24 protein-coding genes are annotated in these 25,326 nt (G+C 66.9%); 23 read left to right on the top strand and 1 reads right to left on the bottom strand.

Features of this window, described 5'->3' with window-relative positions:
* The first annotated feature begins 4 nt into the window (after nt 1-4).
* From H618_RS0114135 to H618_RS0114050, 18 genes are read left to right on the top strand one after another with little or no spacing between them, the layout of a single operon-like run.
* Nucleotides 5-259, top strand: coding sequence for an acyl carrier protein (locus tag H618_RS0114135; protein WP_028695680.1), 255 nt, complete (start codon nt 5-7; stop codon nt 257-259).
* Complete coding sequence (locus H618_RS0114130) at nt 256-801, top strand: COG4648 family protein (RefSeq protein WP_028695679.1); 546 nt, start codon at nt 256-258, stop codon at nt 799-801. Before H618_RS0114135 ends, H618_RS0114130 begins: the two co-directional genes overlap by 4 nt.
* Nucleotides 798-2,477 carry an ApeI family dehydratase gene (locus H618_RS0114125; RefSeq protein ID WP_028695678.1) on the top strand — a complete coding sequence of 560 codons (1,680 nt, stop codon included), beginning with the start codon at nt 798-800 and terminating at the stop codon, nt 2,475-2,477. The genes H618_RS0114130 and H618_RS0114125 overlap by 4 nt, the downstream gene beginning before the upstream one ends.
* A complete protein-coding gene (locus H618_RS0114120) occupies nt 2,470-3,204 on the top strand; it encodes a glycosyltransferase family 2 protein (protein WP_028695677.1) in 735 nt (244 codons plus the stop codon). The genes H618_RS0114125 and H618_RS0114120 overlap by 8 nt, the downstream gene beginning before the upstream one ends.
* Entirely contained in the window at nt 3,201-4,136 is a 936-nt protein-coding gene (locus H618_RS0114115; RefSeq protein ID WP_028695676.1) for a lysophospholipid acyltransferase family protein, read from the top strand. Before H618_RS0114120 ends, H618_RS0114115 begins: the two co-directional genes overlap by 4 nt.
* Entirely contained in the window at nt 4,117-5,661 is a 1,545-nt protein-coding gene (locus tag H618_RS0114110) for an HAL/PAL/TAL family ammonia-lyase (protein ID WP_028695675.1), read from the top strand. The genes H618_RS0114115 and H618_RS0114110 overlap by 20 nt, the downstream gene beginning before the upstream one ends.
* Complete coding sequence (locus H618_RS0114105; RefSeq protein WP_028695674.1) at nt 5,654-6,079, top strand: acyl-CoA thioesterase; 426 nt, start codon at nt 5,654-5,656, stop codon at nt 6,077-6,079. The genes H618_RS0114110 and H618_RS0114105 overlap by 8 nt, the downstream gene beginning before the upstream one ends.
* Nucleotides 6,076-6,678, top strand: coding sequence for an outer membrane lipoprotein carrier protein LolA (locus tag H618_RS0114100; RefSeq protein WP_028695673.1), 603 nt, complete (start codon nt 6,076-6,078; stop codon nt 6,676-6,678). The genes H618_RS0114105 and H618_RS0114100 overlap by 4 nt, the downstream gene beginning before the upstream one ends.
* Nucleotides 6,668-9,010: an MMPL family transporter gene (locus H618_RS0114095; protein WP_028695672.1), complete on the top strand. Its 2,343-nt coding sequence runs from the start codon at nt 6,668-6,670 to the stop codon at nt 9,008-9,010. The genes H618_RS0114100 and H618_RS0114095 overlap by 11 nt, the downstream gene beginning before the upstream one ends.
* Nucleotides 9,007-10,161, top strand: coding sequence for a hypothetical protein (locus H618_RS0114090; RefSeq protein WP_028695671.1), 1,155 nt, complete (start codon nt 9,007-9,009; stop codon nt 10,159-10,161). The genes H618_RS0114095 and H618_RS0114090 overlap by 4 nt, the downstream gene beginning before the upstream one ends.
* Nucleotides 10,148-11,395: an NAD(P)/FAD-dependent oxidoreductase gene (locus H618_RS0114085; RefSeq protein WP_028695670.1), complete on the top strand. Its 1,248-nt coding sequence runs from the start codon at nt 10,148-10,150 to the stop codon at nt 11,393-11,395. Before H618_RS0114090 ends, H618_RS0114085 begins: the two co-directional genes overlap by 14 nt.
* Nucleotides 11,392-12,123: a class I SAM-dependent methyltransferase gene (locus H618_RS0114080; RefSeq protein WP_028695669.1), complete on the top strand. Its 732-nt coding sequence runs from the start codon at nt 11,392-11,394 to the stop codon at nt 12,121-12,123. The genes H618_RS0114085 and H618_RS0114080 overlap by 4 nt, the downstream gene beginning before the upstream one ends.
* Complete coding sequence (locus H618_RS0114075; RefSeq protein ID WP_028695668.1) at nt 12,120-12,605, top strand: DUF3261 domain-containing protein; 486 nt, start codon at nt 12,120-12,122, stop codon at nt 12,603-12,605. The genes H618_RS0114080 and H618_RS0114075 overlap by 4 nt, the downstream gene beginning before the upstream one ends.
* On the top strand, nt 12,602-13,795 hold the full coding sequence (locus H618_RS0114070; protein ID WP_028695667.1) for a beta-ketoacyl-[acyl-carrier-protein] synthase family protein: 1,194 nt from the start codon (nt 12,602-12,604) through the stop codon (nt 13,793-13,795). Before H618_RS0114075 ends, H618_RS0114070 begins: the two co-directional genes overlap by 4 nt.
* On the top strand, nt 13,792-14,262 hold the full coding sequence (locus H618_RS0114065) for a hotdog family protein (RefSeq protein ID WP_028695666.1): 471 nt from the start codon (nt 13,792-13,794) through the stop codon (nt 14,260-14,262). Before H618_RS0114070 ends, H618_RS0114065 begins: the two co-directional genes overlap by 4 nt.
* A complete protein-coding gene (fabG, locus tag H618_RS0114060) occupies nt 14,255-14,983 on the top strand; it encodes a 3-oxoacyl-ACP reductase FabG (protein WP_028695665.1) in 729 nt (242 codons plus the stop codon). Before H618_RS0114065 ends, fabG begins: the two co-directional genes overlap by 8 nt.
* Nucleotides 14,983-16,209, top strand: coding sequence for a beta-ketoacyl-ACP synthase (locus tag H618_RS0114055; protein WP_028695664.1), 1,227 nt, complete (start codon nt 14,983-14,985; stop codon nt 16,207-16,209). The genes fabG and H618_RS0114055 overlap by 1 nt, the downstream gene beginning before the upstream one ends.
* Nucleotides 16,210-16,241: 32 nt before the next feature.
* Entirely contained in the window at nt 16,242-16,688 is a 447-nt protein-coding gene (locus tag H618_RS0114050) for a hypothetical protein (protein WP_028695663.1), read from the top strand.
* A gap of 423 nt (nt 16,689-17,111) precedes the next feature.
* On the opposite strand, the gene H618_RS0114045 is transcribed toward H618_RS0114050, so the two are convergent.
* Nucleotides 17,112-17,630, bottom strand: coding sequence for a dihydrofolate reductase (locus H618_RS0114045; protein ID WP_028695662.1), 519 nt, complete (start codon nt 17,628-17,630; stop codon nt 17,112-17,114).
* 241 nt (nt 17,631-17,871) lie between these two features.
* On the opposite strand from H618_RS0114045, the gene H618_RS0114040 reads away from it, so the two are divergent.
* The 5 genes from H618_RS0114040 (at nt 17,872) to H618_RS0114020 (ending at nt 25,246) form a co-directional block, all read left to right on the top strand.
* Nucleotides 17,872-19,311 carry a DUF2868 domain-containing protein gene (locus tag H618_RS0114040; protein WP_081673778.1) on the top strand — a complete coding sequence of 480 codons (1,440 nt, stop codon included), beginning with the start codon at nt 17,872-17,874 and terminating at the stop codon, nt 19,309-19,311.
* On the top strand, nt 19,304-20,668 hold the full coding sequence (locus tag H618_RS0114035) for a GTPase/DUF3482 domain-containing protein (RefSeq protein WP_028695660.1): 1,365 nt from the start codon (nt 19,304-19,306) through the stop codon (nt 20,666-20,668). Before H618_RS0114040 ends, H618_RS0114035 begins: the two co-directional genes overlap by 8 nt.
* A gap of 267 nt (nt 20,669-20,935) precedes the next feature.
* Nucleotides 20,936-21,763 carry a formate dehydrogenase accessory sulfurtransferase FdhD gene (gene fdhD, locus H618_RS0114030; RefSeq protein ID WP_028695659.1) on the top strand — a complete coding sequence of 276 codons (828 nt, stop codon included), beginning with the start codon at nt 20,936-20,938 and terminating at the stop codon, nt 21,761-21,763.
* A 26-nt stretch (nt 21,764-21,789) separates the two neighbouring features.
* Nucleotides 21,790-24,117 (top strand): FdhF/YdeP family oxidoreductase, encoded by a 2,328-nt coding sequence (locus H618_RS0114025; protein WP_425414200.1) that lies wholly within the window; start codon nt 21,790-21,792, stop codon nt 24,115-24,117.
* A gap of 268 nt (nt 24,118-24,385) precedes the next feature.
* Nucleotides 24,386-25,246: a DUF3800 domain-containing protein gene (locus tag H618_RS0114020; protein ID WP_028695657.1), complete on the top strand. Its 861-nt coding sequence runs from the start codon at nt 24,386-24,388 to the stop codon at nt 25,244-25,246.
* The last annotated feature ends 80 nt before the right edge of the window (nt 25,247-25,326 follow it).

The raw sequence follows: 25,326 nt of genomic DNA, 5'->3' as shown, positions 1-25,326 counted from the left end.
CACCATGCAAACCCGTGAAGACATCTTCAACATCCTGCGCGACGCCCTGGTCGAGCTGTTCGAACTGGACCCGGCGCGTATCAGCCTGGACTCGAACCTTTACCAGGACCTGGAAATCGACAGCATCGACGCCGTCGACCTGATCGACCACATCAAGCGCCAGACCGGCAAGAAGATCGCCGCTGACGAGTTCAAGTCGGTGCGCACCGTCAACGACGTGGTCGAGGCGGTGTACCGCCTGGTCAACCCGCCGGCATGAAACGCCTGATTGGCCTGGGCCTGGTGCTGGCCGGGGTGCTGTATCCGTTCGCCGTGCATTTCGGCATGGCGCACTTCGCCCCCTGGCAATTCGCCGTGCTGCTCGGCGGCCTGTGGCTGGCGCGGCTGCTGACCTTGCGCCAGCGCACCGGCACGGCGCGCACTGCGGTGGTGGCGCTGGGCTTCTGCGCAGTGCTGGGGCTGTCCGACAGCGCCCAGGTGCTGCGCTGGTACCCGGTGCTGATCAGCGCCTTCATGCTCGCCCTGTTCGGTGCCAGCCTGCTGCGCGGCATGCCGGTGGCCGAGCGCCTGGCGCGCCTGCGCGACCCCGACCTGCCGCCGCGAGCGGTGCGCTATACCCGCCAGGTGACCCAGGTGTGGAGCGGGTTTTTCCTGCTCAACGGGCTGATCGCCGCCGCCCTCACGCTGTGGGCACCGCTGACCTGGTGGACCCTGTACAACGGCCTGATCGCCTATGCCGCGATGGGCCTGCTGTTCGCTGGCGAATGGCTGATCAGACAACGTGTGCGAGGACGCCCATGAGCTGGATCCCGCTTCATCACCTGCTGCGCCCGCTGGATGCGCCGCGCCAGGTCACCGAACAACCATCGCTGGACCACGCCGAGCTGTGCCAACAGGCCCTGCGCCTGGCTGGCGGCCTGCAACAACGCGGCATCCGCCGTCTGGCGCTGCACCTGGACGACGCCGCGCAGCTGGCCATCGCTTTGCTCGGCGCCTGGCGCGCCGGGGTCGAGGTGCTGCTGCCGGCCGACCTGCAACCGCACACCCGCAGCCGCTGGGCCGACCAGGTCGACCTGTGGCTCACCGACCTGCCGGGTGATGCCAACCTCGCCAGCCTCAGCGCTGCGCCCTTGTCGCCTGCCGACCTTGACCTGGAGCGCTGCCGCATCAGCCTGTGCACCTCAGGTTCCAGCGGCGAAGCCAAGCGCATCGACAAACAGTTGAGCCAGTTGCACAACGAAGTCGAAGCGCTGGAGCGACTGTGGGGCGAGCGTTTGGGCGATGCCTGGATCATCGGCAGCGTCGCCACCCAGCACATCTATGGCCTTTTGTTCCGCGTGCTCTGGCCGCTGTGCGCCGGGCGCGGCTTCGAACGCCGCCAGTGGCCGTTCCCCGAGGACTTGCAGCGCGCCAGCCGCGCCCACGCAGCCTTCGCCTGGGTAGCCAGCCCGGCGCTGCTCAAGCGCATGGGCGAGAACCTCGACTGGCCGGCACTTCGCCCGGTGCGCGCGGTGTTTTCCTCTGGTGGGGAGCTGCCGCTGGCCGCCGCCGAGCAGTTGCATCAGCGCCTGGGGCAATGGCCGCTGGAAATTCTCGGCAGCTCGGAAACCGGTGGCATCGCCTGGCGCCAGGACGACGCGCTGTGGCAGCCCTTCGCCGATGTGCGACTGAGCCTGGGGCCAGACGGCGCGCTGCAGATTGCCTCGGCGTATCTGCCAGCCGGGCACCTCGAGCACAGCGCCGATGCCGCCGAAATCGCCAGCGATGGCCGGTTCCGCCTGCTTGGCCGGCTCGACCGCATCGTCAAGCTGGAAGAAAAACGCATCTCGCTGCCGCTGCTGGAACAGGCGCTGGACAGCCACCCGTGGGTCAGCGAAGCGCGCCTGCTGATGCTCGAAGGCGGGCGCGCCAGCCTGGCGGCGCTGCTGGTACTGAGCCCGGCGGGCTTGCACGCCCTGCGCAATGGCGGACGCCGCGCACTGCTGGCGACCCTGCGCGAGCATCTAAGTGGACACTGCGAAGCCATCGCCCTGCCCCGACGCTGGCGCCTGCTGCGCCAGCTGCCCTACAGCGCCCAGGGCAAGCTGCCCCAGGCCGCCTTGCAGGCCATCGTGCAGGCGCCGCGCGGCATGGCCCCGGAGGTGCTCGAGCAGCAGCGCGACGCCGAACAGCTCAACCTGCGCCTGGCGGTTTCGGCAGATCTGGCCTGCTTCACCGGGCACTTCCCACAAAGCCCGGTGCTGCCGGGGGTGGTGCAGATCGACTGGGCCATCGCCCTGGCCGCGCCACTGCTGCCCGAGGCGCAGCGCTTCGCCGGCATGGAGGTGCTGAAGTTCCAGCAACTGGTGCGCCCGGGCGATGAGCTGGAGCTGGCGCTGCGTTTCGACGCCCAGCGCAGCAAGCTGTACTTCACCTACACCTGCGACGGGCGCGCCTGCTCGAGCGGGCGCATCGTGCTGGAGGCCGCCTGTGCATAAGCCCTGTGCGGTGATTCCGGTGTACAACCACGAGCATGCGGTGGGCGCGGTGGTCGATGACCTGCTACGCGCCGGCCTGCCCTGCGTGCTGGTGGACGATGCCAGTGGCCCGGCCTGCGCCCGGGTGTTGCGCGAGCTGGAGCAGCGGCATGATGTGTACCGCGTCGAGCTGACCGCCAACCAAGGCAAGGGCGGCGCGGTGATGGCCGGGTTGCGCGAAGCGGCGCGGCTGGGCTTCAGCCATGCCTTGCAGGTGGATGCCGACGGCCAGCACGACCTGGGCGATGTCAGCCGCTTCCTCGATGCCTCGCGCGCTGCGCCGCAGGCGCTGATCTGCGGTTACCCGCAGTACGACGCCAGCGTCCCCAAGGGCCGCCTGTATGCCCGCTACCTGACCCATGTGTGGGTGTGGATCAACTGCCTGTCGTTGCAGATTCCCGATTCGATGTGTGGCTTTCGGGTTTATCCGCTGCCGCCGACCCTGGCCTTGATCGACCAGGTGCGGCTCGGCAAGCGCATGGACTTCGACCCGGAAATCCTGGTGCGCCTGGCCTGGCGCGAGCAGCCGATGCGCTGGCTGCCGACCCGCGTGCATTACCCGCAGGATGGCCTGTCGCATTTTCGTCTGGTGCACGACAACGCGCTGATCTCGGCCATGCACGCCAAGCTGTTCTGCGGCATGTTGCTGCGCGCCCCAAGCATCCTCTGGCGGCGGTGGCGAAGATGAGCGAACCCCAGCACTGGGCCGAGCACCAGGAACGCGGCAGCTTCTGGCTGATGAAGCTCACCGCGACCCTGGTGCGCCTGCTCGGCCGGCGGGTGCTGAGCCCGGTGATCCACGTCATCGTCGGCTACTTCTTCCTGTTCGGCGGCCGTGCCCGGCGCAGCGCCCGGCAATACCAGCAACGCCTGCACCAGCACAGCGCGGGCCGCACGCCGGCGCCGAACCTGCGCCGGGTGTTCGGCCAGTTCATGGCCTTTGCCGAGGCACTGCTGGACAAGCTCGACGTGTGGAACGGCAAGCTGCGCCTGCAAGACATCGACATTCACGACCCGGCCAACCTGCGCACGCAACTGCGCGGCGCCCGTGGCCAGATGCTGGTCGGCGCGCACCTGGGCAACCTCGAGGTGTGCCGCGCCCTGGCCGAGCTGGGCGAGCAGGTGACCATGAACGTGCTGGTGCACACCCGCCACGCCGAGCGCTTCAACCGCCTGCTCGGCGAAGCCGGGGCGACCAACCTGCGGCTGATTCAGGTCAGCGAGCTGGACCCGGCGGTGATGCTGCAACTGTCCGAACGCCTCGAGCGTGGCGAGTGGCTGGCAATTGCCGGCGACCGCGTGCCGCTGCATGGCGGGCGCACGGTGCAGGTGGATTTTCTCGGCCAGCCGGCGGCGTTCCCGCAGGGGCCGTGGCTGCTCGCCGGGCTGCTGGGCTGCCCGCTGAATCTGTTGTTCTGTACCAAACACCAAGGGCGCTACCGGGTCACCCTGGAGGCGTTCGCCGAGCGCGTGCAGTGGCGCCGCAGCCAGCGCGATCAGGTGATCGCCGAGTGGGCGGCGCGTTATGCCCAGCGCCTGGGCCATTACTGCGAGCAGGCGCCCCTGCAGTGGTTCAACTTCTACCCCTTCTGGAACTCCGATGACGACGCACGCCCCTGAAGCCGTAGTGTTCGGCGAATCGCCGCTGGCAATCGAAGACGTAGTGGCCGTGGCCCAGCGCCAGGCCAGCACGCAGGTGCAGGACGACCCTGCCTACCGCGAACGCATTGCCCGCGGCGCGCGCTTTCTCGACACCCTGCTGGACAAGGAAGGGGTGATCTACGGCGTCACCACCGGTTACGGCGATTCCTGCGTGGTGGCGGTGCCACTGGAGCAGGTCGAGGCCTTGCCGCAGCATCTGTACACCTTCCACGGCTGCGGCCTGGGTCGCTTGCTCGACGCCCCGGCTACCCGCGCCGTGCTGGCCGCGCGCTTGCGCTCGCTGAGCCACGGCGTGTCCGGTGTGCGCATGGAGCTGCTGGAACGCCTGCAGGCGTTTCTCGCCCACGACATCCTGCCGCTGATTCCGGAAGAAGGCTCGGTGGGCGCCAGTGGCGACCTGACCCCGCTGTCGTACGTCGCCGCGACGCTGTCGGGCGAGCGCGAGGTGCTGTACCAGGGCGAGCGGCGCAGCAGTGCTGAGGTTCACCAGCAACTGGGCTGGCAGCCACTGCGCCTGCGGCCCAAGGAAGCCCTGGCGTTGATGAACGGCACCGCGGTGATGACCGGCCTGGCCTGCCTGGCCTTCGCCCGCGCCGACTACCTGCTGCAACTGGCCACGCGCATCACCGCGCTCAACGTCATCGCCCTGCAAGGCAACCCGGAACACTTCGACGAGCGCCTGTTCGCCGCCAAGCCGCATCCCGGCCAGACCCAGGTCGCCGCCTGGCTGCGCCAGGACCTGGCGATCGACGCGCCGCTGCCGCCCCTGCACCGCCTGCAAGACCGCTATTCGCTGCGCTGCGCGCCGCACGTGCTGGGCGTGCTGGCCGACAGCCTGGGCTGGCTGCGCGGGTTCATCGAAACCGAACTCAACAGCGCCAACGACAACCCGATCATCGACGGCGACGCCGAGCGGGTGCTGCATGGCGGGCATTTCTACGGTGGGCACATCGCCTTCGCCATGGACAGCCTCAAGACCTTGGTCGCCAACGTCGCCGACCTGCTCGACCGACAGTTGGCGCTGCTGGTCGACACCCGCTACAACCACGGCCTGCCGAGCAATCTCTCGGGCGCGCCCGCCGCCACGGCGATGATCAACCACGGCTTCAAGGCAGTGCAGATCGGCACCAGTGCCTGGACCGCAGAGGCGCTCAAGCTGACCATGCCGGCCAGCGTGTTCTCGCGCTCCACCGAATGCCACAACCAGGACAAAGTCAGCATGGGCACCATCGCCGCGCGCGATGCCTTGCGCGTGCTGGAGCTGACCGAGCAGGTGGCCGCCGCCACCCTGATTGCGGCCAACCAGGGCGTGTGGCTGCGCAGCCGCCAGGCCGACGCCACGCCGTTGCCGCCGGCCCTGGCGCAAATGCACGAAACGCTGCTGGGCGACTTCGCCCCAGTGATCCAAGACCGCGCCCTGGAAGCTGAGCTGCGCCTGTGCCTGCAACGTATCGGCGCACGCCACTGGAGGCTGCATGCGTAATGCCGGGGTATTCCACATCGACTGCGAGATGGTCGTGCCGTTCTTCGATGTCGACAGCATGCACATCGTCTGGCACGGGCATTACGTCAAATACCTGGAGGTCGCGCGCTGCGCCCTGCTCGACCGCCTCGAACACAACTACACGGCCATGCGCGACAGCGGTTATGGCTGGCCGGTGATCGACCTGCAACTGCGCTACATCCGTGGCGCCACCTTCGGCCAGCGCCTCAACGTGCGCGCCAGCCTGGTGGAATGGGAGAACCGCCTGAAGATTCACTACCTGATCAGCGATGCCGACACCGGCGAGCGCATGACTCGCGCCAGCACCGTGCAGGTGGCGGTGCACATCGACAGCGGCGAGATGCAGCTGGCCTCGCCGCAGGTGCTGCTCGACGCCGTCGCCAAGGTGCTGCCATGAGCCGCCTGCTACGCAGCCTCGCTGCCGTCGCGCTGCTGCTGGCCAGCCCCTGGGCGCTGGCCTTCGACCTCGCTGACCTGCAACGGCAATTAAGCGCCCCGGCAGTGGTGAAGGGCCCGTTCATTCAGGAAAAACACCTGCGCGCTCTGCCCCAGCCGCTGCTGAGCAAGGGCCGCTTCGTGCTGGCCCGTGACCACGGCCTGCTGTGGCTGTTGCAGACACCGCTGCGCCAGGACTACCGCATCGACGCCGAGGGCATCGCCCGACGTGACGCCAGCGGCTGGCAACGCCTGCCCGGGCGCAGCGCCGGGGCCGAGCAGAACCGCCTGTTCTTCGCTGTGCTGCAAGGCGACAGCAGCGGCCTGCAACGCGACTTCGAGCTGCGCCTGAGTGGCGATGCCGAGCGCTGGCAACTGCACCTGACCCCGCGTTCGCTGCTGCTCAAGCAGGTGTTCAGCGCCATCGACATCGACGGTGGCGCCTACGTGCAGCGCATCGAACTGCACGAAACCCAAGGCGACAGCACCGTGCTGCGCTTGCCGGAAAGCCACGGCGAAGCCGTACTCAGCGACGCGGAGCGCAGCGACTTTGCCCAGTGAACGCCTGCTGCCACGCCTGTTCCTGATTCTGCTGCTGGCGGTGCTGGGCGCGGCTGCCTGGCAGTGGCACGCAGGCGCGCCGGTATCGGCTGACCTCATGACCCTGGTGCCCGGCGACAGCCACGACCCGCTGGTGCAGCGCGCCGAACAGCGCATGCAGGAACCGCTCAACCGTGAGCTGCTGGTGCTGGTCGGCCACGCCGAGCGCAGCCAGGCCCTGGCCCTGAGCGAGCGACTGGCCAAACGATGGCAGGCCAGCGGCTTGTTCGAGAAGGTGCAGTGGAGCTTGCAGACTGACCTTTCAGCCTTGCGCACGCAGTTGCTGCAAGGCCGGGTGGCGCTGCTCTCGGCCGCCGACCGGCAACAGCTGCTCGAGCAACCCCAGGCGTTCATCGAGCAGCGCCTGGAGCGGCTGTACGACCCCTTCGCTGGCTTCAGCCTGGTGCCCAACCAGGACGACTGGCTAGGCCTGACCGGACTGATCCAGAACAGCCAGCCGCGCCCGGCCAATGTGCAACTGGACACCGCCAGCGGCGCACTGGTGGCCGAGGCCGAGGGCAAGCAATGGGTGCTGCTGCGCGCCCGCACCCAAGGCAATGCCTTCGACATGCAGCTGCCGTTGCAGGTCGCCGACCTGCTCGATGCCAGCCGCGCAGAAGCCGCGCAGGCGGGGGCGCAGCTGTATGCCGCCAGCGGCCTGCTGCACGCCGCCCATGGTCAGCGTCAGGCCACCCAGGAAATCACCTGGGTCGGCGGTGGCGCGACGTTGGGCATTTTGCTGATGCTGCTGCTGGCGTTTCGTCGCTGGCAGGCGCTGCTGGCCTTCGTGCCGGTACTGGTGGGCATGCTCTTCGGGGCGGTGGCCTGCGTGGCGCTGTTCGGCAAGATGCACGTGATGACCCTGGTGCTGGGGTCGAGCCTGATCGGCGTCGCGGTGGACTACCCGCTGCACTACCTGTCGAAAAGCTGGAGCCTGCGCCCATGGCGCAGCTGGAGCGCGGTGCGGCTGACCTGGCCCGGCCTGAGCCTGAGCCTGGCGACCAGTTGCATCGGCTACCTGGCCCTGGCCTTCACCCCATTCCCTGCGCTGACGCAGATCGCCGCCTTCTCCGCCGCAGGGCTGGTCGGCGCCTACCTGAGCGCGGTGTGCCTGCTGCCGGCGCTGCTCGGGCGCGTCGAACTGCAACCGGCGGCCTGGCCGCTGCGCCTGGCTGAACGCCTCACCGGGCTGCGCGAACGCCTGCTGCGGGTGGTGCCAAGCGCCGTGCTGCTGGGCCTGCTGCTGGCCTTCAGCGCAGCCGGGCTGTGGCAACTGCACAGCCGCAACGACATTCGCCAATGGGTGGGCAGCCCGCCGCAGTTGCTCGAAGAAGCCCAGGCAGTGGCGCGCATCACCGGTTACCAGCCGACCAGCCAGTTCTACCTGGTGCGCGGCGACGATCAGACACAACTGCTGGAGCGCTTGCAGGCGCTGTCGGGCAAGCTCGACGAACTGGTGGCACTGGGCAAGCTCAAGGGCTACATGAGCATCAGCCAACTGCTCGCCAGCGAGCCGGCGCAACAGCAGATGCAGGCCGCTGTTGCGCAGCTGGCGCAGCATTGGCAGCCCTTGCTCGATATCGGCGTGCCGCCAGCGGCGTTGGATGCCGAGGTGCAACAGCTGCAAAAACTGCCGCTGCTCGACATCGACCACGTGCTGGCTGGCCCGCTCGGTGAGGCCTGGCGTCCGCTCTGGCTGGGCCAGGACGGCAATGGCGTGGCGGCGGTGATCAGCCTGCAGGGCCTCGGCGATGTCGCCTTGCTCGGCCTGCTCGCCGAGGACCAGCCGGGCGTGCAACTGGTCGATCGCCTGGGTGACCTCAACCGGCTGTTCGCCGCGACGCAGCTGAGCGCCGCCGAACTCAAGCTGCTGTCATGCGCGCTGATTCTGTTGCTGCTGATCGTGCCGTTCGGTTTCGGCGGCGCGCTGCGCCTGGTGGCGCTGCCGCTGCTCGCTGCGCTGTGCAGCCTGGCCTGCCTGGGCTGGCTGGGGCAGCCGCTGACGTTGTTCAGCCTGTTCGGCCTGCTGCTGGTGACGGCCATCAGCGTCGATTACGCGATTCTTATGCGCGAACGCATCGGCGGCGCCGCGGTGAGCCTGCTCGGCACCCTGCTGGCGGCATTGACCACCTGGCTGTCGTTCGGCCTGCTGGCGCTGTCGAGCACGCCTGCGGTGAGCAACTTCGGCCTGGCGGTCAGCCTTGGCCTGGTGTTCAGCTTCCTGCTCGCGCCGTGGGCGGCCTCGCCGAACGATGAAGCGTCGGCCTCATCTGAAGGGAAGGCATCGGCATGAGCATTCTCGGCGCCTGGGCACTGATCCTGCTGGTCTACGCTGCGGCCGCCGCGCTGGGCAAACGCCTGGGGCTGATCGCCATCGTCAGTCAGTTACTGCTGGCCGCGCTGTTGCCGCTGGCTATGCACGGGCTCGGTGAGTGGTCGGCGCATTTCGAAGGCGCCGCGCTGACCGCGCCCACTTGGGTCAAGACCGTGTACGGCGCAGCCTTCGCCCTACTGCTGGCAGCGATTCTCAGCGACGTGCTGGAGCTGCGCCCGGAGCGCGCCGCGTTCAAGCTGGCGCTGCCCAGCTTCCTGGTGCCTTTCGTCTGCGGCCTGGCCTGTGCAGTGTGGCTGCTGGGGTTGAGCGGGCTGAGTGCGCTGGCCTTGGGGCTGGTGTTCGCCATCACCGCGATTCCGGTGCTGTACCTGTACCTGCGCGCCATCGATTACCCACCCGCGGCCAGCCGCCGGCTGTTGCAGGCGGCGATCCTCATTGACCTGCTGTGCTGGCTGCTGCTCGGTCTGGGCAAAGGCAGCCTGCAACCGACCAGCCTGCTCTTGCCCTTGCTCGGCGCACTGGCCCCGCTGCCGCTGTATGCCCTCGGCGTGCGCGCGGCGAAAGCCTACGGCGCGCTGTTCATCGCCTTGCTGTTCGGCGCCGAGCACTACCACCTCAACGCGCTGCTGCTGGCCATGGCGTATCTGGGCTGCCTGACCTGGCTGAAACTGGGCGTGCAAGTGCCGCTGTCAGCGCGCTGGAGCAAGGCTGCGCAGCAGTATTTCGCGGTGCCGGTGATCCTCAGCTACGGCGTCTTGCAGGTCGACCTGCAAGACGCGCTGCCCGGCCTGAACGCCTGGCACTGGGCAGCACTGCTGGCCTTGCCGATCATCAGCAAGCTGCTCGGCAACTGGCTTGGCCTGCGCTGGGCCGGCGCGTCGTTCCCCGGCGCCAGCCGCTGGCGGGAAAGCCTGCTGCTGAACATTCGCGGCCTGAGCGAAATCGTTTTCCTCAATTTGCTGCTCACCGAGCGGTTGATCAGCCCGTCGTTGTATCTGGCGCTATTGCTGATGAGCCTAGTCGCGACGCTGATGCCCGCACTGGCGGGCCTGCACCGACTTCCCTTGAACACTGCTGCGACGGCCAGGAGGCCGCATGTCGACTACTGAACTGCAACAACGCCAGGTGCTGGTGATCGGCGCCGGCCCGTCCGGCGCCATCGCCGCCGCCCTGCTCAAGCGCAAAGGCCATGATGTGCTGGTGATCGAGCGCCAGCGCTTCCCGCGCTTCTCCATTGGTGAAAGCCTGCTGACCCACTGCCTGGATTTCGTCGAAGAGGCAGGCATGCTCGAAGCCGTGCAAAGCGCCGGTTTTCAGTTCAAGAACGGCGCGGCGTTCGCCTGGGGCGAGGAGTACTCGGCGTTCGATTTCGGCGAGCAGTTCACCGCCGGCAAGCCCAGCACCTTCCAGGTGCAGCGCGCGCGCTTCGACAAGCTGCTGGCCGACCAGGCCCAAGCGCAGGGGGTGGAGATCCGCTATGAAGAGGAAATCATCCAGGCCGACATGAGCGGTGCCCAGCCCAAGGTGCAGGTACGCCGGCCCGATGGCAGCCAATACACCGTGCAGGCCGGTTTCGTGCTCGACGCCAGCGGCTATGGCCGCGTGCTGCCGCGCCTGCTCGACCTCGAAGCGCCGTCGAGCTTCCCGGTGCGCCAGGCGGTGTTCACCCACATCGAAGACCGCATCGAGCACCCCGGTTTCGACCGCGACAAGATCCTCATCACCACCCATCCGCAGCACCGCGACATCTGGTTCTGGACCATCCCCTTCAGCAATGGCCGCACGTCCCTGGGCGTGGTCGCGGCGGCAGAACGCTTCGCCGATGCGCCAGGCGACCTGGACGAATGCCTCAAGCACTTCGTCGCGCAAACGCCAAGCCTGAGCAAGGTGCTGGCCAACGCCGTGTGGGACACCCCGGCGCGCAGCATCGGTGGTTATTCGGCCAACGTGAAAACCTTGCACGGCCCAGGCTTCGCGCTGCTGGGCAACGCCGCCGAATTCCTCGACCCGGTGTTTTCTTCAGGGGTGACCATCGCCATGCGCTCGGCGAGCATGGCCGCCAACCTGCTGCACCGTCAGCTGCAAGGCGATGCCGTGGACTGGCAGAGCGAGTTCGCCGAACCGCTCAAGCGCGGCGTCGAGACCTTCCGTGTGTATGTCGAGGGCTGGTACGACGGCAGCTTCCAGGACGTCATCTACCACCCCGGCAGTTCGCCAGAAATCCGCGCCATGATCAGCTCGATCCTCGCCGGCTATGCCTGGGATGCACACAACCCTTTCGTCGCCGAGCCACGCCGGCGCCTGCGCACCCTGGCCGAGCTGTGTGCACGGGAGGCGTCATGAGTCGGCCGCCGTTTCTCAGCGACAGCTACGTCGAGGAAACCCGCTTCGGCTTCTGGTTCCTGCGCAGCCATACCTGGCAGCACCATGTGCTGCGCGTCGCCATCGACGACCTGCGCAGCCTGTTCGACGGCGAACCACCGGCCGCGCCGGTGCTGCTCGATGCCGGCTGCGGCCAGGGCAAATCGTTCAAGCACCTGCAACGGGTATTCGCCCCGTCGAAGCTGCTGGGCACCGATGCCGACCCGCACAGCCTGGCCCTGAGCGCCGCCGAGGCGCAGCGTCTGGGCCTTGAGGTGGAGCTGCGCGGCAGTGATTGCGCGCACCTGCAATTGGCCGACGCCAGCGTCGACATCCTCTTCTGCCACCAGACCTTCCACCATCTGGTGGAACAGGAACGCGCGCTGGCCGAGTTCTACCGCGTGCTCAAGCCGGGCGGCTACCTGCTGTTCGCCGAATCCACCGAAGCCTATATCGACACCTGGGTGATCCGCTGGCTGTTCCGCCATCCCATGCATGTGCAGAAAAGCGCCGAAGGTTATTTGCAGATGCTGCGTGGCCAGGGTTTCACCTTCACCACGCGCAATGTCTCGTACCCGTACCTGTGGTGGAGCCGGGCCAAGGACTTCGGCCTGCTCGAACGCCTGGGCCTGCGCCGGCCGCCGCCGGTGGGCCAGCGTGAGGAAACCCTGGTCAACGTGGTGGCGCGCAAGCCGCTGGAGCAGGCATGAGGATCGTCCTGAGCCTGGCCCTGTGCCTGTTGCTGAGCGCCTGCGCCAGCGCCCCGCCGCTGCCGACCGCATTGCCACGGTTGCAGTTGCCGCAGCAGTTGCACGTCGAGCGTGAGCAGAACGGCCAGCGCCAGGACTGGCTGCTGGTGATCCAGGGCGAGCAACAGCGCCTGCGCTGGTCGCTGCTCGACCTGCTGGGCATTCCCCAGGCCCGGCAAGTGCTCGACGACCAGCAGTGGCAGGCCGATGGCCTGTTGCCGCCGAACCCGGCGGCGCGGGAACTGTTCGCCGCCGTGCTGTTCGCTCTGACCCCGGCGAGCGAGTTGCAGCAGCGTTATCCACAGGCGCAGCAGCACGGCCAGCAACGCCAATTGCAGCAGCGTTGGCAGGTGCATTACGAGGGCGATCAGCGGTTCCGCCTGAGCCTAGCCGAAGGCATGCATTACCGCGTCAGCCCGCTGCCCGCCGAGGACACGCCATGACCGCCTACCTCAACGCGCTGGGACTGGTCTGCGCCCTGGGCCGTGGCCAGCAGGAGGTCGCCCGACGCCTGTTCGCCGGCGATGCCTCAGGCATGCAGCCCAGCGCCGGCTGGGTCGTAGACCGTGTACTGCCGGTGGGCGCGGTGAGCGGCGAGCTGCCGGCTGTGCCGCTGCCCGAACAACACAGCCGCAACAACCAGTTGCTGTACTGCGCGGCGCTACAGATCGAACCGGCCATCCGCGACGCCATCGCCCGCTTCGGCGCGGCGCGGGTCGCGGTGGTGCTGGGCACCAGCACCTCGGGCATCGCCGAGGCCAGTGCCGGCATCGCCCACTACCTGCATACCCAGCACTTCCCGGACGACTACCACTACGCCCAGCAGGAACTCAGCGCGCCGGCCAGCTTCCTCGCCGACTGGCTGCACCTGAGCGGCCCGGCCTATGTGATTTCCACTGCTTGCACCTCCAGCGCGCGAGCCTTGCTCAGCGCCCGTCGGCTGCTCGACCTGGGGCTATGCGATGCGGTGCTGTGCGGCGGCGTCGACAGCCTGTGCGGCCTGACCCTGAACGGCTTCAGCGCGCTGGAAGCGGTCAGCGCCGAGCGCTGCAAACCGTTTTCCGCCAACCGCGACGGCATCAACATCGGCGAAGGCGCCGCGCTGTTCCTGATGACCCGCGAGGCCAACCGCGACGGCCCAGGGATCGCCTTGCTCGGCGCCGGCGCCAGCTCCGATGCCCATCACATTTCCGCCCCCGACCCGCAAGGCACCGGCGCGCGCTTGGCGATGGACAAGGCGCTGCGCAGTGCCGGCCTGCACCCACACGACATCGATTACCTGAACCTGCACGGCACCGCCACACTGCACAACGACGCCATGGAAAGCCTGGCGGTGCACGGTCTGTTCGGCGCCGAGCTGGCCTGCTCGTCGAGCAAACCCATGACCGGCCACACCTTGGGCGCTGCCGGGGCGCTGGAAGCGGCGTTCTGCTGGCTGGCGCTCAGCCCGCACAACGCCGAGCGCCTGCTGCCGCCGCACCTGTGGGACGGCCAGCGCGACCCGGCGCTGCCGCCGCTGACACTGGTCGATGGCACCCAGCGCCTGCCGGCCAGTGGCCCGCGCTACCTGATGAGCAACTCGTTCGCCTTCGGTGGCAACAACGTCAGCCTGATTCTCGGAGACACCCCATGATTGCCTGGCCTATGGCCGACCTGCTGCCCCACGCGGGCGACATGATCCTCATCGATCAGGTCGAGCGCTTCGATGAGGAGCAGATCCACATCCGCACCACGGTCCGTCCGGGGGGCCTGTTCAACCGCGCCGATGGCAGCCTGCCGGCCTGGCTCGGCATCGAGCTGATGGCGCAGAGCGTCGCCGCCTACGCCGGTTGTCATGCCCGCGCCAACGGCCAGCCGGTGGAGCTGGGTTTTCTTATCGGCACGCGCAAGTTCGAGTGCGATGTCGAGCACTTCCCCGCTGGCGCCGAACTGCACATCCACGCCCAACGCTCGTTGCAGGATGACAACGGCATGGGCGTGTTCGAATGCCATCTGCGCGGTGCCGGCATCCATGCCAGCGCGCGCCTGAACGTCTACCGTCCGCCGCAAGCGGCCAGCTATCTGGCCGAAGCCGGGCCTGAGGAGTCTTCCCATGACTGACACCATTCTGGTCACCGGTTCCAGCCGTGGCATTGGCCGGGCCATCGCCCTGCGTCTGGCCCAGGCCGGTTTCGACCTGGTGCTGCACTGCCGCAACGGGCGCGCGGAGGCCGACGCGGTCGCCGCTGAAATTCACGCCCTTGGCCGCCAGGCGCGGGTGCTGCAATTCGATGTCGCTGATCGCGCCGCCTGCGCCGCCGCGCTGAACGAGGATGTCGAACGCCACGGCGCCTACTACGGTGTGGTGTGCAATGCCGGCCTGACCCGCGACGGTGCCTTCCCGGCGCTGACCGACGACGACTGGGACCAGGTGATGCGCACCAACCTCGACGGTTTTTACAACGTCCTGCACCCGGTGATGATGCCGATGATCCGCCGCCGCGCGCCGGGGCGGATCGTCTGCATCACCTCTGTTTCGGGGCTGATCGGCAACCGTGGGCAGGTCAACTACAGCGCCTCCAAGGCCGGCGTGATCGGTGCGGCCAAGGCCCTGGCCATCGAACTGGGCAAGCGCCGCATCACCGTCAACTGCGTCGCCCCCGGGCTGATCGACACCGCCATGCTCGACGAGCACGTGCCGGTGGATGAGCTGTTGAAGATGATCCCGGCGCAGCGCCTGGGCACCGCCGAGGAAGTGGCCGGTGCGGTGAATTTCCTGATGTCGGCGGAAGCGGCCTACATCACCCGCCAGGTGCTGGCGGTCAACGGGGGGCTGTGCTGATGCGCCGCGTGGTAGTCACCGGCATGGCCGGGCTGACCTCTTTGGGTAGCGACTGGGCGACCATCGTCGGCAACTTCGCCAGCAACCGCAGCGGCATCCGCCGCATGGATGAGTGGAACCGCTTCGAAGAACTCAACACGCGCCTGGCCGGGCCTATCGACGATTTCCAGGTGCCGGGGCATTGGACCCGCAAGCAGCTGCGCAGCATGGGCCGGGTGTCGCGCCTGGCGGTGGCGGCGGCCGAGCGCGCGCTGGACGACGCCGGCCTGCTGGGCGATGCCAGCATCCGCGACGGGCGCATGGGCGTGGCCTGCGGCTCGTCCACCGGGAGCACCGACGAGATCAAGGCCTTCGGCAACATGCTGCTGAACTCGGTGGCCGATGGTCTGAACGCCAATTCCTACGTGCGGATGATGCCGCACACCACGGCGGCCAACATCAGCATCTTCTTCGGCCTCACCGGGCGCCTGATCCCCACGTCCAGCGCCTGCACCAGCGGCAGCCAGGGCATCGGCTACGCCTATGAGGCGATCAAGTACGGTCGCCTGCCGATGATGCTCGCCGGCGGCGCCGAGGAGCTGTGCCCGACCGAGGCCATGGTGTTCGACGCGCTGTACGCCACCAGCCTCAAGAACGACACCCCGCACCTCAGCCCGCGCCCCTATGACAGTGGCCGCGATGGCCTGGTGATCGGTGAAGGCGGCGGCATGCTGGTGCTCGAAGCCCTCGACCACGCCCTGGCCCGCGGCGCGCGCATCCATGCCGAGATCGTCGGCTTCGGCAGCAACGCCGACGGCCAGCACACCACCCGCCCCGAGCAGACCACCATGCGCCGGGCCATGGAACTGGCCCTGGAGGACGCCGAGCTGGCGCCCGAGGCGATTGGCTACGTCAACGGTCACGGCACGGCCACCGAGCAGGGCGACATCGCCGAAACCCTGGCCACCCACAGCCTGTTCGGTGCGCGCATGCCGATCAGTTCGCAGAAGAGTTTTCTCGGCCACACCCTCGGCGCCTGTGGCGCGCTGGAGTCGTGGTTCAGCATCGAGATGCTCAACAGCGACCGCTACGTGCACACCCTCAACCTCGACCACATCGACCCGCGCTGCGGCGAGCTGGATTACCTGAGCGGTGAGCTGCGCACCATGAGCCACGAATTCGTGATGAACAACAACTTTGCCTTTGGCGGGGTCAACACGTCGTTGATCTTCCGTCGCTGGCAGTAACCGCAAGTCCAACCCACTCAAGGATCGATTCCATGCGCCTGAAAACCCTCACCGCCTCCGCCGCCCTGCTGCTCTGCGCCCTGCCGGGCATCAGCCAGGCCCGTGATACCGCGCTGTTCCTGCCGTTCGACAAAGTGGTCCAGCAAATGCTGGCGGAAAAGAAACTCGACGGCTCGGTGAAGTTCTACCTGGCCGGCGTGCAGCCGCGCGGCAAGACCACACTGGTGCGGGCAGGCTCGGTCACCAACAAGAAGACCAACGCCTTCAACAAGACCGACGAAGCCGCCTGTGAATGGGCCCTGCAATCGGCCCTGCTGACCCTGCAGGACGCCGCCCGCCAGGCCAACGCCAACGCCGTGACCAACATCGTCAGCTTCTACAAGAAGAACGAGCGCAAGGACGCCAAGACCTACGAATGCCACGCTGGCGCGGTGATTGCCGGGGTTGCGTTGAAGGGGGATTTGTCGCGGGTGGATTGATTGGTTGGGTCGGCTGGGCCGGGGTATATCCTGTGAATGCTGGGTTTACTTCACGGCCCGGTTTCGCCTGGCGGCGACCTACTTTTTGGAGGTCCGTCTCACGGGAAAAAGTAGGCAAAACCCCATGCTCCACTATCCGGCCCTGCACTGCGCTTCGCTCCGTTCCGGGTCCCCTGCGCTCCGGTGCTCTACGGGGCGCCGCGGGCAAGGGTTGCTGCGCAACCCTAACACCTCGCGTCCTCGGCTACGCCTCGGGTGCGCTGCGCGCACGCCCCTTCGAACACCTGCGCTCCGGCCGGATACAGTCGCGGTCGGTGGCGCCTGGACGGTCGGTGTACAAGAGCCTGGCGATCGTTGCGGCCAGCGAATGGGATCTACCTCAAAAGCTGTTCATTGAGATTCCAGTGCTGCCAACCCTCACGCTCAGCGTTTATCCCACACCTCGAAGTTATACGCCGGCCCATCGCGTTCGGGCGCTTGCGGGGTGCTGGAGGTGAGTTGCCACTGGCGTTCATCGAAGTTTGGGAACCAGGCATCGCCCGCTGGCGACAGCTCGACGCGGGTCAGGTACATGCGGCTGACCAGGCCTTGCTCCAGGGCCTGGGTATAGAGCTGCGCACCGCCGATCAGCATCACTTCTGCCACGCCATGCTCGTGTGCCCACTGCTCGGCGCGGGCGTGTGCCTGGGCAAGCGAGGCGAACACCTCGGCGCCGGGCAGTTGCAGGCCCGGCTGGCGGCTGACCACCAGGTTGAGGCGGCCCGGCAGTGGCCGGCCCAGCGAATCCCAGGTCTTGCGACCCATGATGATCGGCTTGCCCAGGGTGCTGGCCTTGAAGTACTTGAAGTCCCCCGGCAGGTGCCAGGGCATGGAATTGTCGATGCCGATCACGCGGTTCTCGGCGAGCGCCGCGATCAGGCTGAGGGGGAGTGAGGTCGTCATGCCGGCGAGGATAGCAAAGCCTGCCTAGGGGCTGTTCCCGTTTCAGCGCAAACCGCGTTACCGCGCCAAATCGTGCCAGCCGAGGCGAAGGACGCAGGAAAGGGTCATTCCCTTTTCAAGTCCTTCAACGCTGGATGGCGCGATTTGGCGCGTAACCCGAAGGGCCGTGCCTGTTTTTTCGTATGGAGCGTTCGAGTCTTGAGCTCGAAAGGGCGAAAAAACAGGCCTCGGCGCGGTTGCGATGAAACGGGAACAGCCCCTAGGTTATGCTCCCAGCCTCGACCGAGCCGTGGAATACCCTGTGAATGAACTGACCCGATTCGACGTGCGCTGGCTCACCGAGGCGGTGCGTCTGCGTGAAGAACACGCCGGCCTGCTGGACGATCAGGAGGCCAACCGCCTGGCCCGCCAGCACGGCGGCGACCTGGCCCAGCGCATCGAACGCCGCGCGCTGTGGCTGGCCGAGCGCGACGGCATGCGCGCTGCGCTCGGTCACTGGAAACAGGGCGCGCGCCTGGCGCTGCTGGGCCTGGCGCTGCTCGCCGTGCTCAGCGGCGGGGGCCTGGCCTTCGCCGCGCTAGGCGACGGTTCGCGCCCGGTCAATGTGTTCTGGGCTTTGGGCAGCCTGCTTGGTCTGAACCTGCTGATGCTCTGCGGCTGGGCCCTGAGTGGCTGGCTCAGCGGCGAGCACGGCGCACTGCTCGGGCGCCTGTGGCTGTGGCTCAGTGCGCGGCTGGCGCGGGATGCCCAGGCCGCGCAACTGGCCCCGGCGCTGCTGGTGTTGTTGCAGCGCCAGCGTCTGACCCGCTGGTTGCTGGGCCTGCTGGTCAACAGCCTGTGGCTGCTGGCGATGCTCGCCGCGCTGGGCATGTTGCTGACTCTGCTCGCGGGCCGGCGCTATGGCTTCGTCTGGGAAACCACGCTGCTCGCCGCAGAGCCCTTCATCGCCCTGACCCACGCCCTCGGCGCCCTGCCCGCGCTGCTGGGTTTCAGCATGCCCAGCGAGGCGATGATTCGCGCCAGCGGTGCCACCCAGCCGCTGTTCGACGGCGCCCGCCAGGCCTGGGCCAGCTGGCTGTTGGGGGTGGTGCTGGTGTATGGCGTGCTACCGCGCCTGCTGCTGGCGGCGCTGTGCCTGTGGCGCTGGCGGCGCGGGCGTCAGCAGCTCAGCGCTGACCTGGAGCAGCCGGCCTATCAACAGTTGCGCCAGGTGCTGATGCCCAGCAGCGAGCGCCTGGGCGTGCATGACCCTGCGCCAGCGATGGCCGAACAAGCCGCGACTCAGGCGCCGCAATCGGTCAACGGCGGCGCGTTGCTGGTGGGCCTGGAACTCGATGACCAACGCCCCTGGCCACCGGCCCTGCCCGAGCAGGTGACCGACGCCGGCGTGCTCGACAGCCGTGCCTCACGCCAGCGTCTGCTGGAGCAGCTCAGCCGCTTTCCGCCAGCGCGTCTGCTGATCGCCTGCGACCCGCAACGCTCGCCCGATCGCGGCAGCCTGGCGCTGCTCGGCGAGCTGGCGCGCAACGCCGGGGCCACGCGCATCTGGTTGCTGCCAGCAGTGCCGGGTGAACAGCTCGACGCCGCGCGCCTGGGCGACTGGCACGAAGCCCTCACCCGCCTCGGCCTGGCCTACAGCGCCGAGCTGCCGCATACCTGGCTGGAGCACGGTGATGACTGATCCGCTGAAACTGGCCCTGGTCGGGCACACCAACGTCGGCAAGACCTCGCTGCTGCGTACCCTGACCCGCGATGTGGCGTTCGGCGAAGTTTCGCACCGGCCCAGCACGACCCGGCATGTGGAAGGTGCGCGGCTGTCGGTCGACGGCGAGCCGCTGCTGGAGCTGTACGACACGCCGGGGCTTGAAGATGCCATCGCCCTGCTCGAGCACCTGGAACGCCTGGAGCGTCCTGGCGAACGCCTCGACGGCCCGGCGCGGCTCGAACGCTTTCTGCAAGGCAGCGAGGCGCGCCAGCGTTTCGAGCAGGAAGCAAAAGTGCTGCGCCAACTGCTGAGCAGCGATGCCGGCCTGTACGTGATCGACGCCCGTGAACCGGTGTTGGCCAAATACCGCGATGAACTGGAAGTGCTGGCCGGCTGCGGCAAGCCGCTGTTGCCGGTGCTCAACTTCGTCGCCAGCGAGGGCCACCGCGAGGCGCAATGGCGTGAGGCGCTGGCACGTCTGGGCCTGCACGCGCTGGTGCGCTTCGACAGCGTGGCGCCGCCGGAAGATGGCGAGCAGCGCCTGTACGACAGCCTGGCGCTGTTGCTCGAAGACGCGCGCCCGGCCCTGCAACGGCTGTTGGCCGATCAACAGGCACAACGCCTGGCCCGGCGTGACAGCGCAAGGCAGCTGATCGCCGATCTGCTGATCGACTGCGCCGCCTGCCGGCGCAGCGTCGACAGCGAAGCCAGCGTCGCGGCCAGCGCCATGCAAACCTTGCGCGACGAGGTGCGCCAGCGTGAGCAACGCTGCGTCGAAGCGCTGCTCACGCTGTACGGCTTTCGCCGCGACGATGCCCCCGGTGACGACTTGCCACTGCTCGACGGCCGCTGGGGCGATGACCTGTTCAACCCGGAAACCTTGCGCCAGCTCGGCGTGCGCGTGGGCGGCGGGGTTGCCGCGGGTGCGGCGGCCGGTGCCGGAGTCGACCTGCTGGTCGGCGGCCTGACCTTGGGTGCCGCCGCGCTCGCCGGGGCGATTGCCGGCGGTGCGTTGCAGACCGCGCGCAGCTACGGCGCGCGGCTGCTGGGCAAGTTCAAGGGCCAGCGCGAGCTGACCGTCGACGATGCCGTGCTGCGCCTGCTGGCGCTGCGTCAACAGCAGTTGCTGCTGGCCCTAGAGCGTCGCGGTCACGCGGCCATGGGCAGCATCCAGCTGGCACCCCCTGAGGAACGCACCTGGCGCGAAGGCAAGCTGCCGCACGCTTTGCACAAAGCCCGTGCGCACCCGCAGTGGTCGAGCCTCAATCCCGGCGCAAGGCTCAACCAGAGCGAGCGGGTAGAACAGCTTCAGGCGTTGAGCAAGCTGCTCTAGGTTCTGTATGAAACGTCCTGAGACGCCGGGGAGACAAGGCGAAAACAGCCGAGGAAGCGGAGTTTACTGATTGTAAATGAGCATTCCGACCGGGCTGGCGATCCAGGCTGTTTTCAACGCAGGATCACCAAGTATCAGGGCTTTTCATATAGAGCCTAGGTGCGACTGATCGACGCGGTCTATCGGCATATCAAATCAAGCGATTAGACGCGTCCCAGGCACAGGCCTAGGCTTGTAGGCGTATAAAGCCGCCCGGTATTTCGCCTGATGAACAGCAAACCTCCGGTCTGCGCGGCATCCTCGACCCTGGCCTTGCCTGCCGCCAGCAACACCTACGATTACGTCCAGCTCGACGACGGCGCGTGCGCCTGCACGCCGCTGGCCGAAGAAGTGGCCCTGGCGATCGCCTACAACGGCCTGAGCCAGGCCGTGATGCTGGTCAGCCCCACGGATCTTGAAGACTTCGTGGTCGGCTTCAGCATCGGCAGCGGTCTGGTCAGCAGCACCGACGACGTCTACGACATCAAGCTCTCGGGCAGCGGCTCGGCGCTGTACGCCGATGTGGAAATTTCCAGCCGCGCCTTCTGGAACATGAAGGACCAGCGCCGGCAACTGGCCGGCACCAGCGGCTGCGGCCTGTGCGGGGTCGAAGCCCTGGAACAGGCCCTGCCGGAACTCAAGGTACTGCCTGGCGCGCCGCTACCGCCGGTGCACTGGCTGCACGACCTGCGCCGGCGCATCGATGCCTTCCAGCCGCTCGGCCAGCACTGCGGTGCGGTACACGCCGCGCTGTTCATGGACAACCAGGGTCAATTGCGCCTGGGCCGCGAAGACATCGGCCGGCACAACGCCCTCGACAAGCTGATCGGCGCCCTGTTGCGCGAGCGCATCGATACCCACGGCGGGCTGGCCATCGTCACCAGCCGTTGCAGCCTTGAGCTAATCCAGAAAGTGCTGCGCGCCGGTATCCAGACCCTGGTCAGCCTGTCGGCGCCCACCGGCCTTGCCTTGCAATGGGCGCGCAAGCATCAGCTCAACCTCATTCATTTGCCCAAACACAGTGCACCGCGGGTCTACAGCCCCGCGATGGAGTAATCAAAGCCGTGAGCTCGCATCAGAAGATCCCCGACAACGCGCCAGCCTCCAGCCCGCGCTACAAGCCCTACCCTGGCCCCGCCGGTGGCTGGGGCGCGCTGATCAGCGTGGCCAAGGCCTGGGTTGGCAGCGACAACGCGCTGAAGAACCTGCGCGCCATGCTCAAGACCAACCAGAACGGCGGCTTCGACTGCCCAGGCTGTGCCTGGGGCGATTCGCCGGAAAGCGGCATGGTCAAGTTCTGCGAGAACGGCGCCAAGGCGGTCAACTGGGAAGCCACCAAACGCCGCGTCGACCCGGCCTTCTTCGCCCGCTACAGCGTCAGCGCGCTGCTCGAGCAGAGCGACTACTGGCTGGAGTACCAGGGCCGGCTGACCGAGCCGGTGGTCTACGACCCGAGCACCGACCGCTACAAGCCCATCGACTGGGACAGCGCCTTCGCCCTCATCGCCCAGCACCTCAATGGCCTGAGCAGCCCTGACCAGGCCGAGTTCTACACCTCCGGTCGGGCCAGCAACGAAGCGGCTTACCTCTACCAGCTGTTCGTGCGCGCCTTCGGCACCAACAACTTCCCCGATTGCTCGAACATGTGTCACGAAGCCAGCGGCGTGGCCCTCGGGCAGAGCATTGGGGTCGGCAAGGGCACCGTCACCTACGACGACTTCGAGCACGCCGATGCGATCTTCGTCTGGGGCCAGAACCCTGGCACCAATCACCCACGCATGCTCGACCCGCTGCGCGATGCGGTGAAGCGCGGCGCTCAGGTGGTGTGCATCAACCCGCTCAAGGAGCGTGGCCTGGAGCGCTTCCAGCATCCGCAGCACATGCTCGAGATGCTCACCAACAGCGACAAGCCGACCAACACCGCATTCTTCCGCCCGGCCCTGGGCGGCGACATGGCGTTGCTGCGCGGCATGGCCAAGTTCACCCTGCAATGGGAACGCGAAGCCCAGGCCAAGGGTGAGCCGGCGGTGTTCGACCACGCCTTCATCGCCGAACACGGCCATGGCGTCGACGATTACCTGGCGGTGGTCGAGGCCACGCCCTGGGAGCAGATCCAGGCGCAGTCCGGCCTGAGCCTGGAAGACATCGAGCTGGCCGCGCGCATGTACTGCCGTGGCAAGCGGGTGATCATGTGCTGGGCCATGGGCATCACCCAGCACCGTCACTCGGTGCAGACCATTCAGGAAATCGCCAACCTGCAAATGCTGCGCGGCAACCTCGGGGTCCCCGGTGCCGGCCTGTGCCCGGTGCGTGGCCACAGTAACGTGCAGGGCGACCGCACCATGGGCATCAACGAACGCCCACCGGTGGCATTGCTCGATGCCATCGAGCGCAGGTTTGGCTTCCCGGTGCCTCGCCACAGCGGCCACAACGTGGTCGAGGCGATCCATGCCATGCTCGAAGGCCGCTCGAAAGTGTTCATCGCCCTGGGCGGCAACTTCGCCCAGGCCACCCCGGACACCGAGCGCACCGCCCAGGCCCTGCGCAACTGCGACCTGACCGTGCAGATCAGCACCAAGCTCAACCGCAGCCACCTGATTCACGGCAAGCAGGCGCTGATTCTGCCTTGCCTGGGTCGCACCGACATCGATTTGCAGGTCGAAGGGCCGCAGGCGGTGACCGTGGAAGACTCGTTCAGCATGGTCCACGCCTCCAACGGCCAGCTCAAGGCGCTGTCGAAGCAGATGCGCTCGGAGCCGGCGGTCATCGCCGGCATCGCCGCCGCCACCCTGGGCAAGGCGCCGATCGACTGGCACTGGACAGTGGCCGACTACGGTCGCATCCGCGAGCTGATCGCCGACACCATCCCCGGCTTCACCGACTTCAACGAGCGGCTGCAAAATCCAGGCGGCTTCTACCTGGGCAACAGCGCCGCACAACGGCAATGGGCCACGCCCAGCAAGCGCGCCAACTTCAATGCCAACCTGCTGCCCGACAGCCTGATCGATCCACGGGTGCTGGCCAGCGGCCAGACGCCTGACCTGGTCATGCAGTCGATGCGCTCGCACGACCAGTACAACACCACCATCTATGGCATGGACGACCGCTACCGCGGCGTGCGCGGCCAGCGTGACGTACTGTTCGTCAACGAAGCCGACATCATGCGTCTGGGCTTCCAGCCGGGGCAGAAGGTCGACATCGTTTCGCTGTGGGGCGATGACCACGTGCGCCGCGTACACGGCTTCACCTTGCTGGCCTTCGACATGCCTGCCGGGCAGGCCGCCGCCTACTACCCGGAAGTCAACCCGCTGGTGCCGTTGGAAAGCGTCGGCGATGGCAGCCACACGCCGACGTCGAAGTTCGTGGCGATCAAGCTGGAGCGCGCGCGGGACAATGGCCGGATTGTTTGATCCAGCCATATGACAGACCTATATCACACCCCCCTCTGGGCATTCAGAGGGGCCTGCGGATACTTCTACTCAGGAAAGCGCCGCGTGTTATCCAGTTACATGCTGAATCGTTAAGACTTCGGTTGAGCCGTGGGGGCACGTTGACATAAGTGTCAGCCGGCGTATGATCGACCTCAACGCATGAGAGCTCGCTTTCGTGCCTACCTTCCGAGACCCGCCTGCGAAAGCAGCGGGTTTTCGTGTTTCTGGAGCAAGGAATCCGGTAGCAATGACACACTACGTCGCATACCTGGACGAATTCGGGCATGTCGGCCAGTACGTCTCTCGCAATCATCCAAACTACAAAACGCACCCGGCGTTCGGATTCGCAGGCCTGGTTTTGCCCGCATCTGAAATCCGAGAGTTTGCGATCTATTTTTACAAGGCCAAGTGTCAGCTGTTGGCGCATGACCTGGCCAACGACAATCCAAAAAACCTTCCGGCTTACCAGTGGGAGAAGAAAGGCTCTCAGTTGTACGCACTGCGAAACGTCACCAAGTACGAGCAGCTGCGTCGCACCACCTTTCGACTTCTCAACCACATCGAAAAAATCGGCGGATACGTGTTTTACACCGGTGAGCACAAGACGACCGATCCCAAGGCGCACAACTCAACCGAGACATTCAAGCGGCAGCTTTTGCAATCTGTGCGCAAGATAGATAGGTTCTGCGCGCAGAACGAATCGACGTTCATGCTGATGCTCGATGAGCAACGCGCCGGTAATCAGTGGCGGGAGACCAATGTCGAAGTTTGCACCCTGGCCATGTTCGAGGACGCGTCGGAGAAGTGCAGGACTCTCATTGAACCGCCCATTCAGGCCGAGAGCCACTTGTTCCAAACCATTCAATGCGCTGACTGGATTTGCGGCCTGATCGGGCGACTCACGGCCCTGTCGCTTGCACCCGATGAATATTCGGAGTTGGAGCCGTTCGACAAATACTTCTCGGCCCGCATCATCAAGGTCACCCTGCCAGGCAGTGGGATGGACCATCAGAAGTCTGCGCAGATCCCCGCCAAACGGCTCGAGGAGACGCTGCTTGATGTCGCCGGGACGCTAGCTGGAGAGATACAAGTCGAGTCATCGAAGTGAGCGCACACCTTGCACCCCGGAACAACGAAAAAGCCCCGACCGCAATGGCCGGGGCTTTTTCTCAAGTAACCTATGACCTC

The organism is Pseudomonas cremoricolorata DSM 17059 = NBRC 16634 (genome assembly GCF_000425745.1).
Taxonomy (GTDB): Bacteria; Pseudomonadota; Gammaproteobacteria; order Pseudomonadales; family Pseudomonadaceae; genus Aquipseudomonas; species Aquipseudomonas cremoricolorata.
This window is presented reverse-complemented; position numbering and strand designations above follow the sequence as displayed.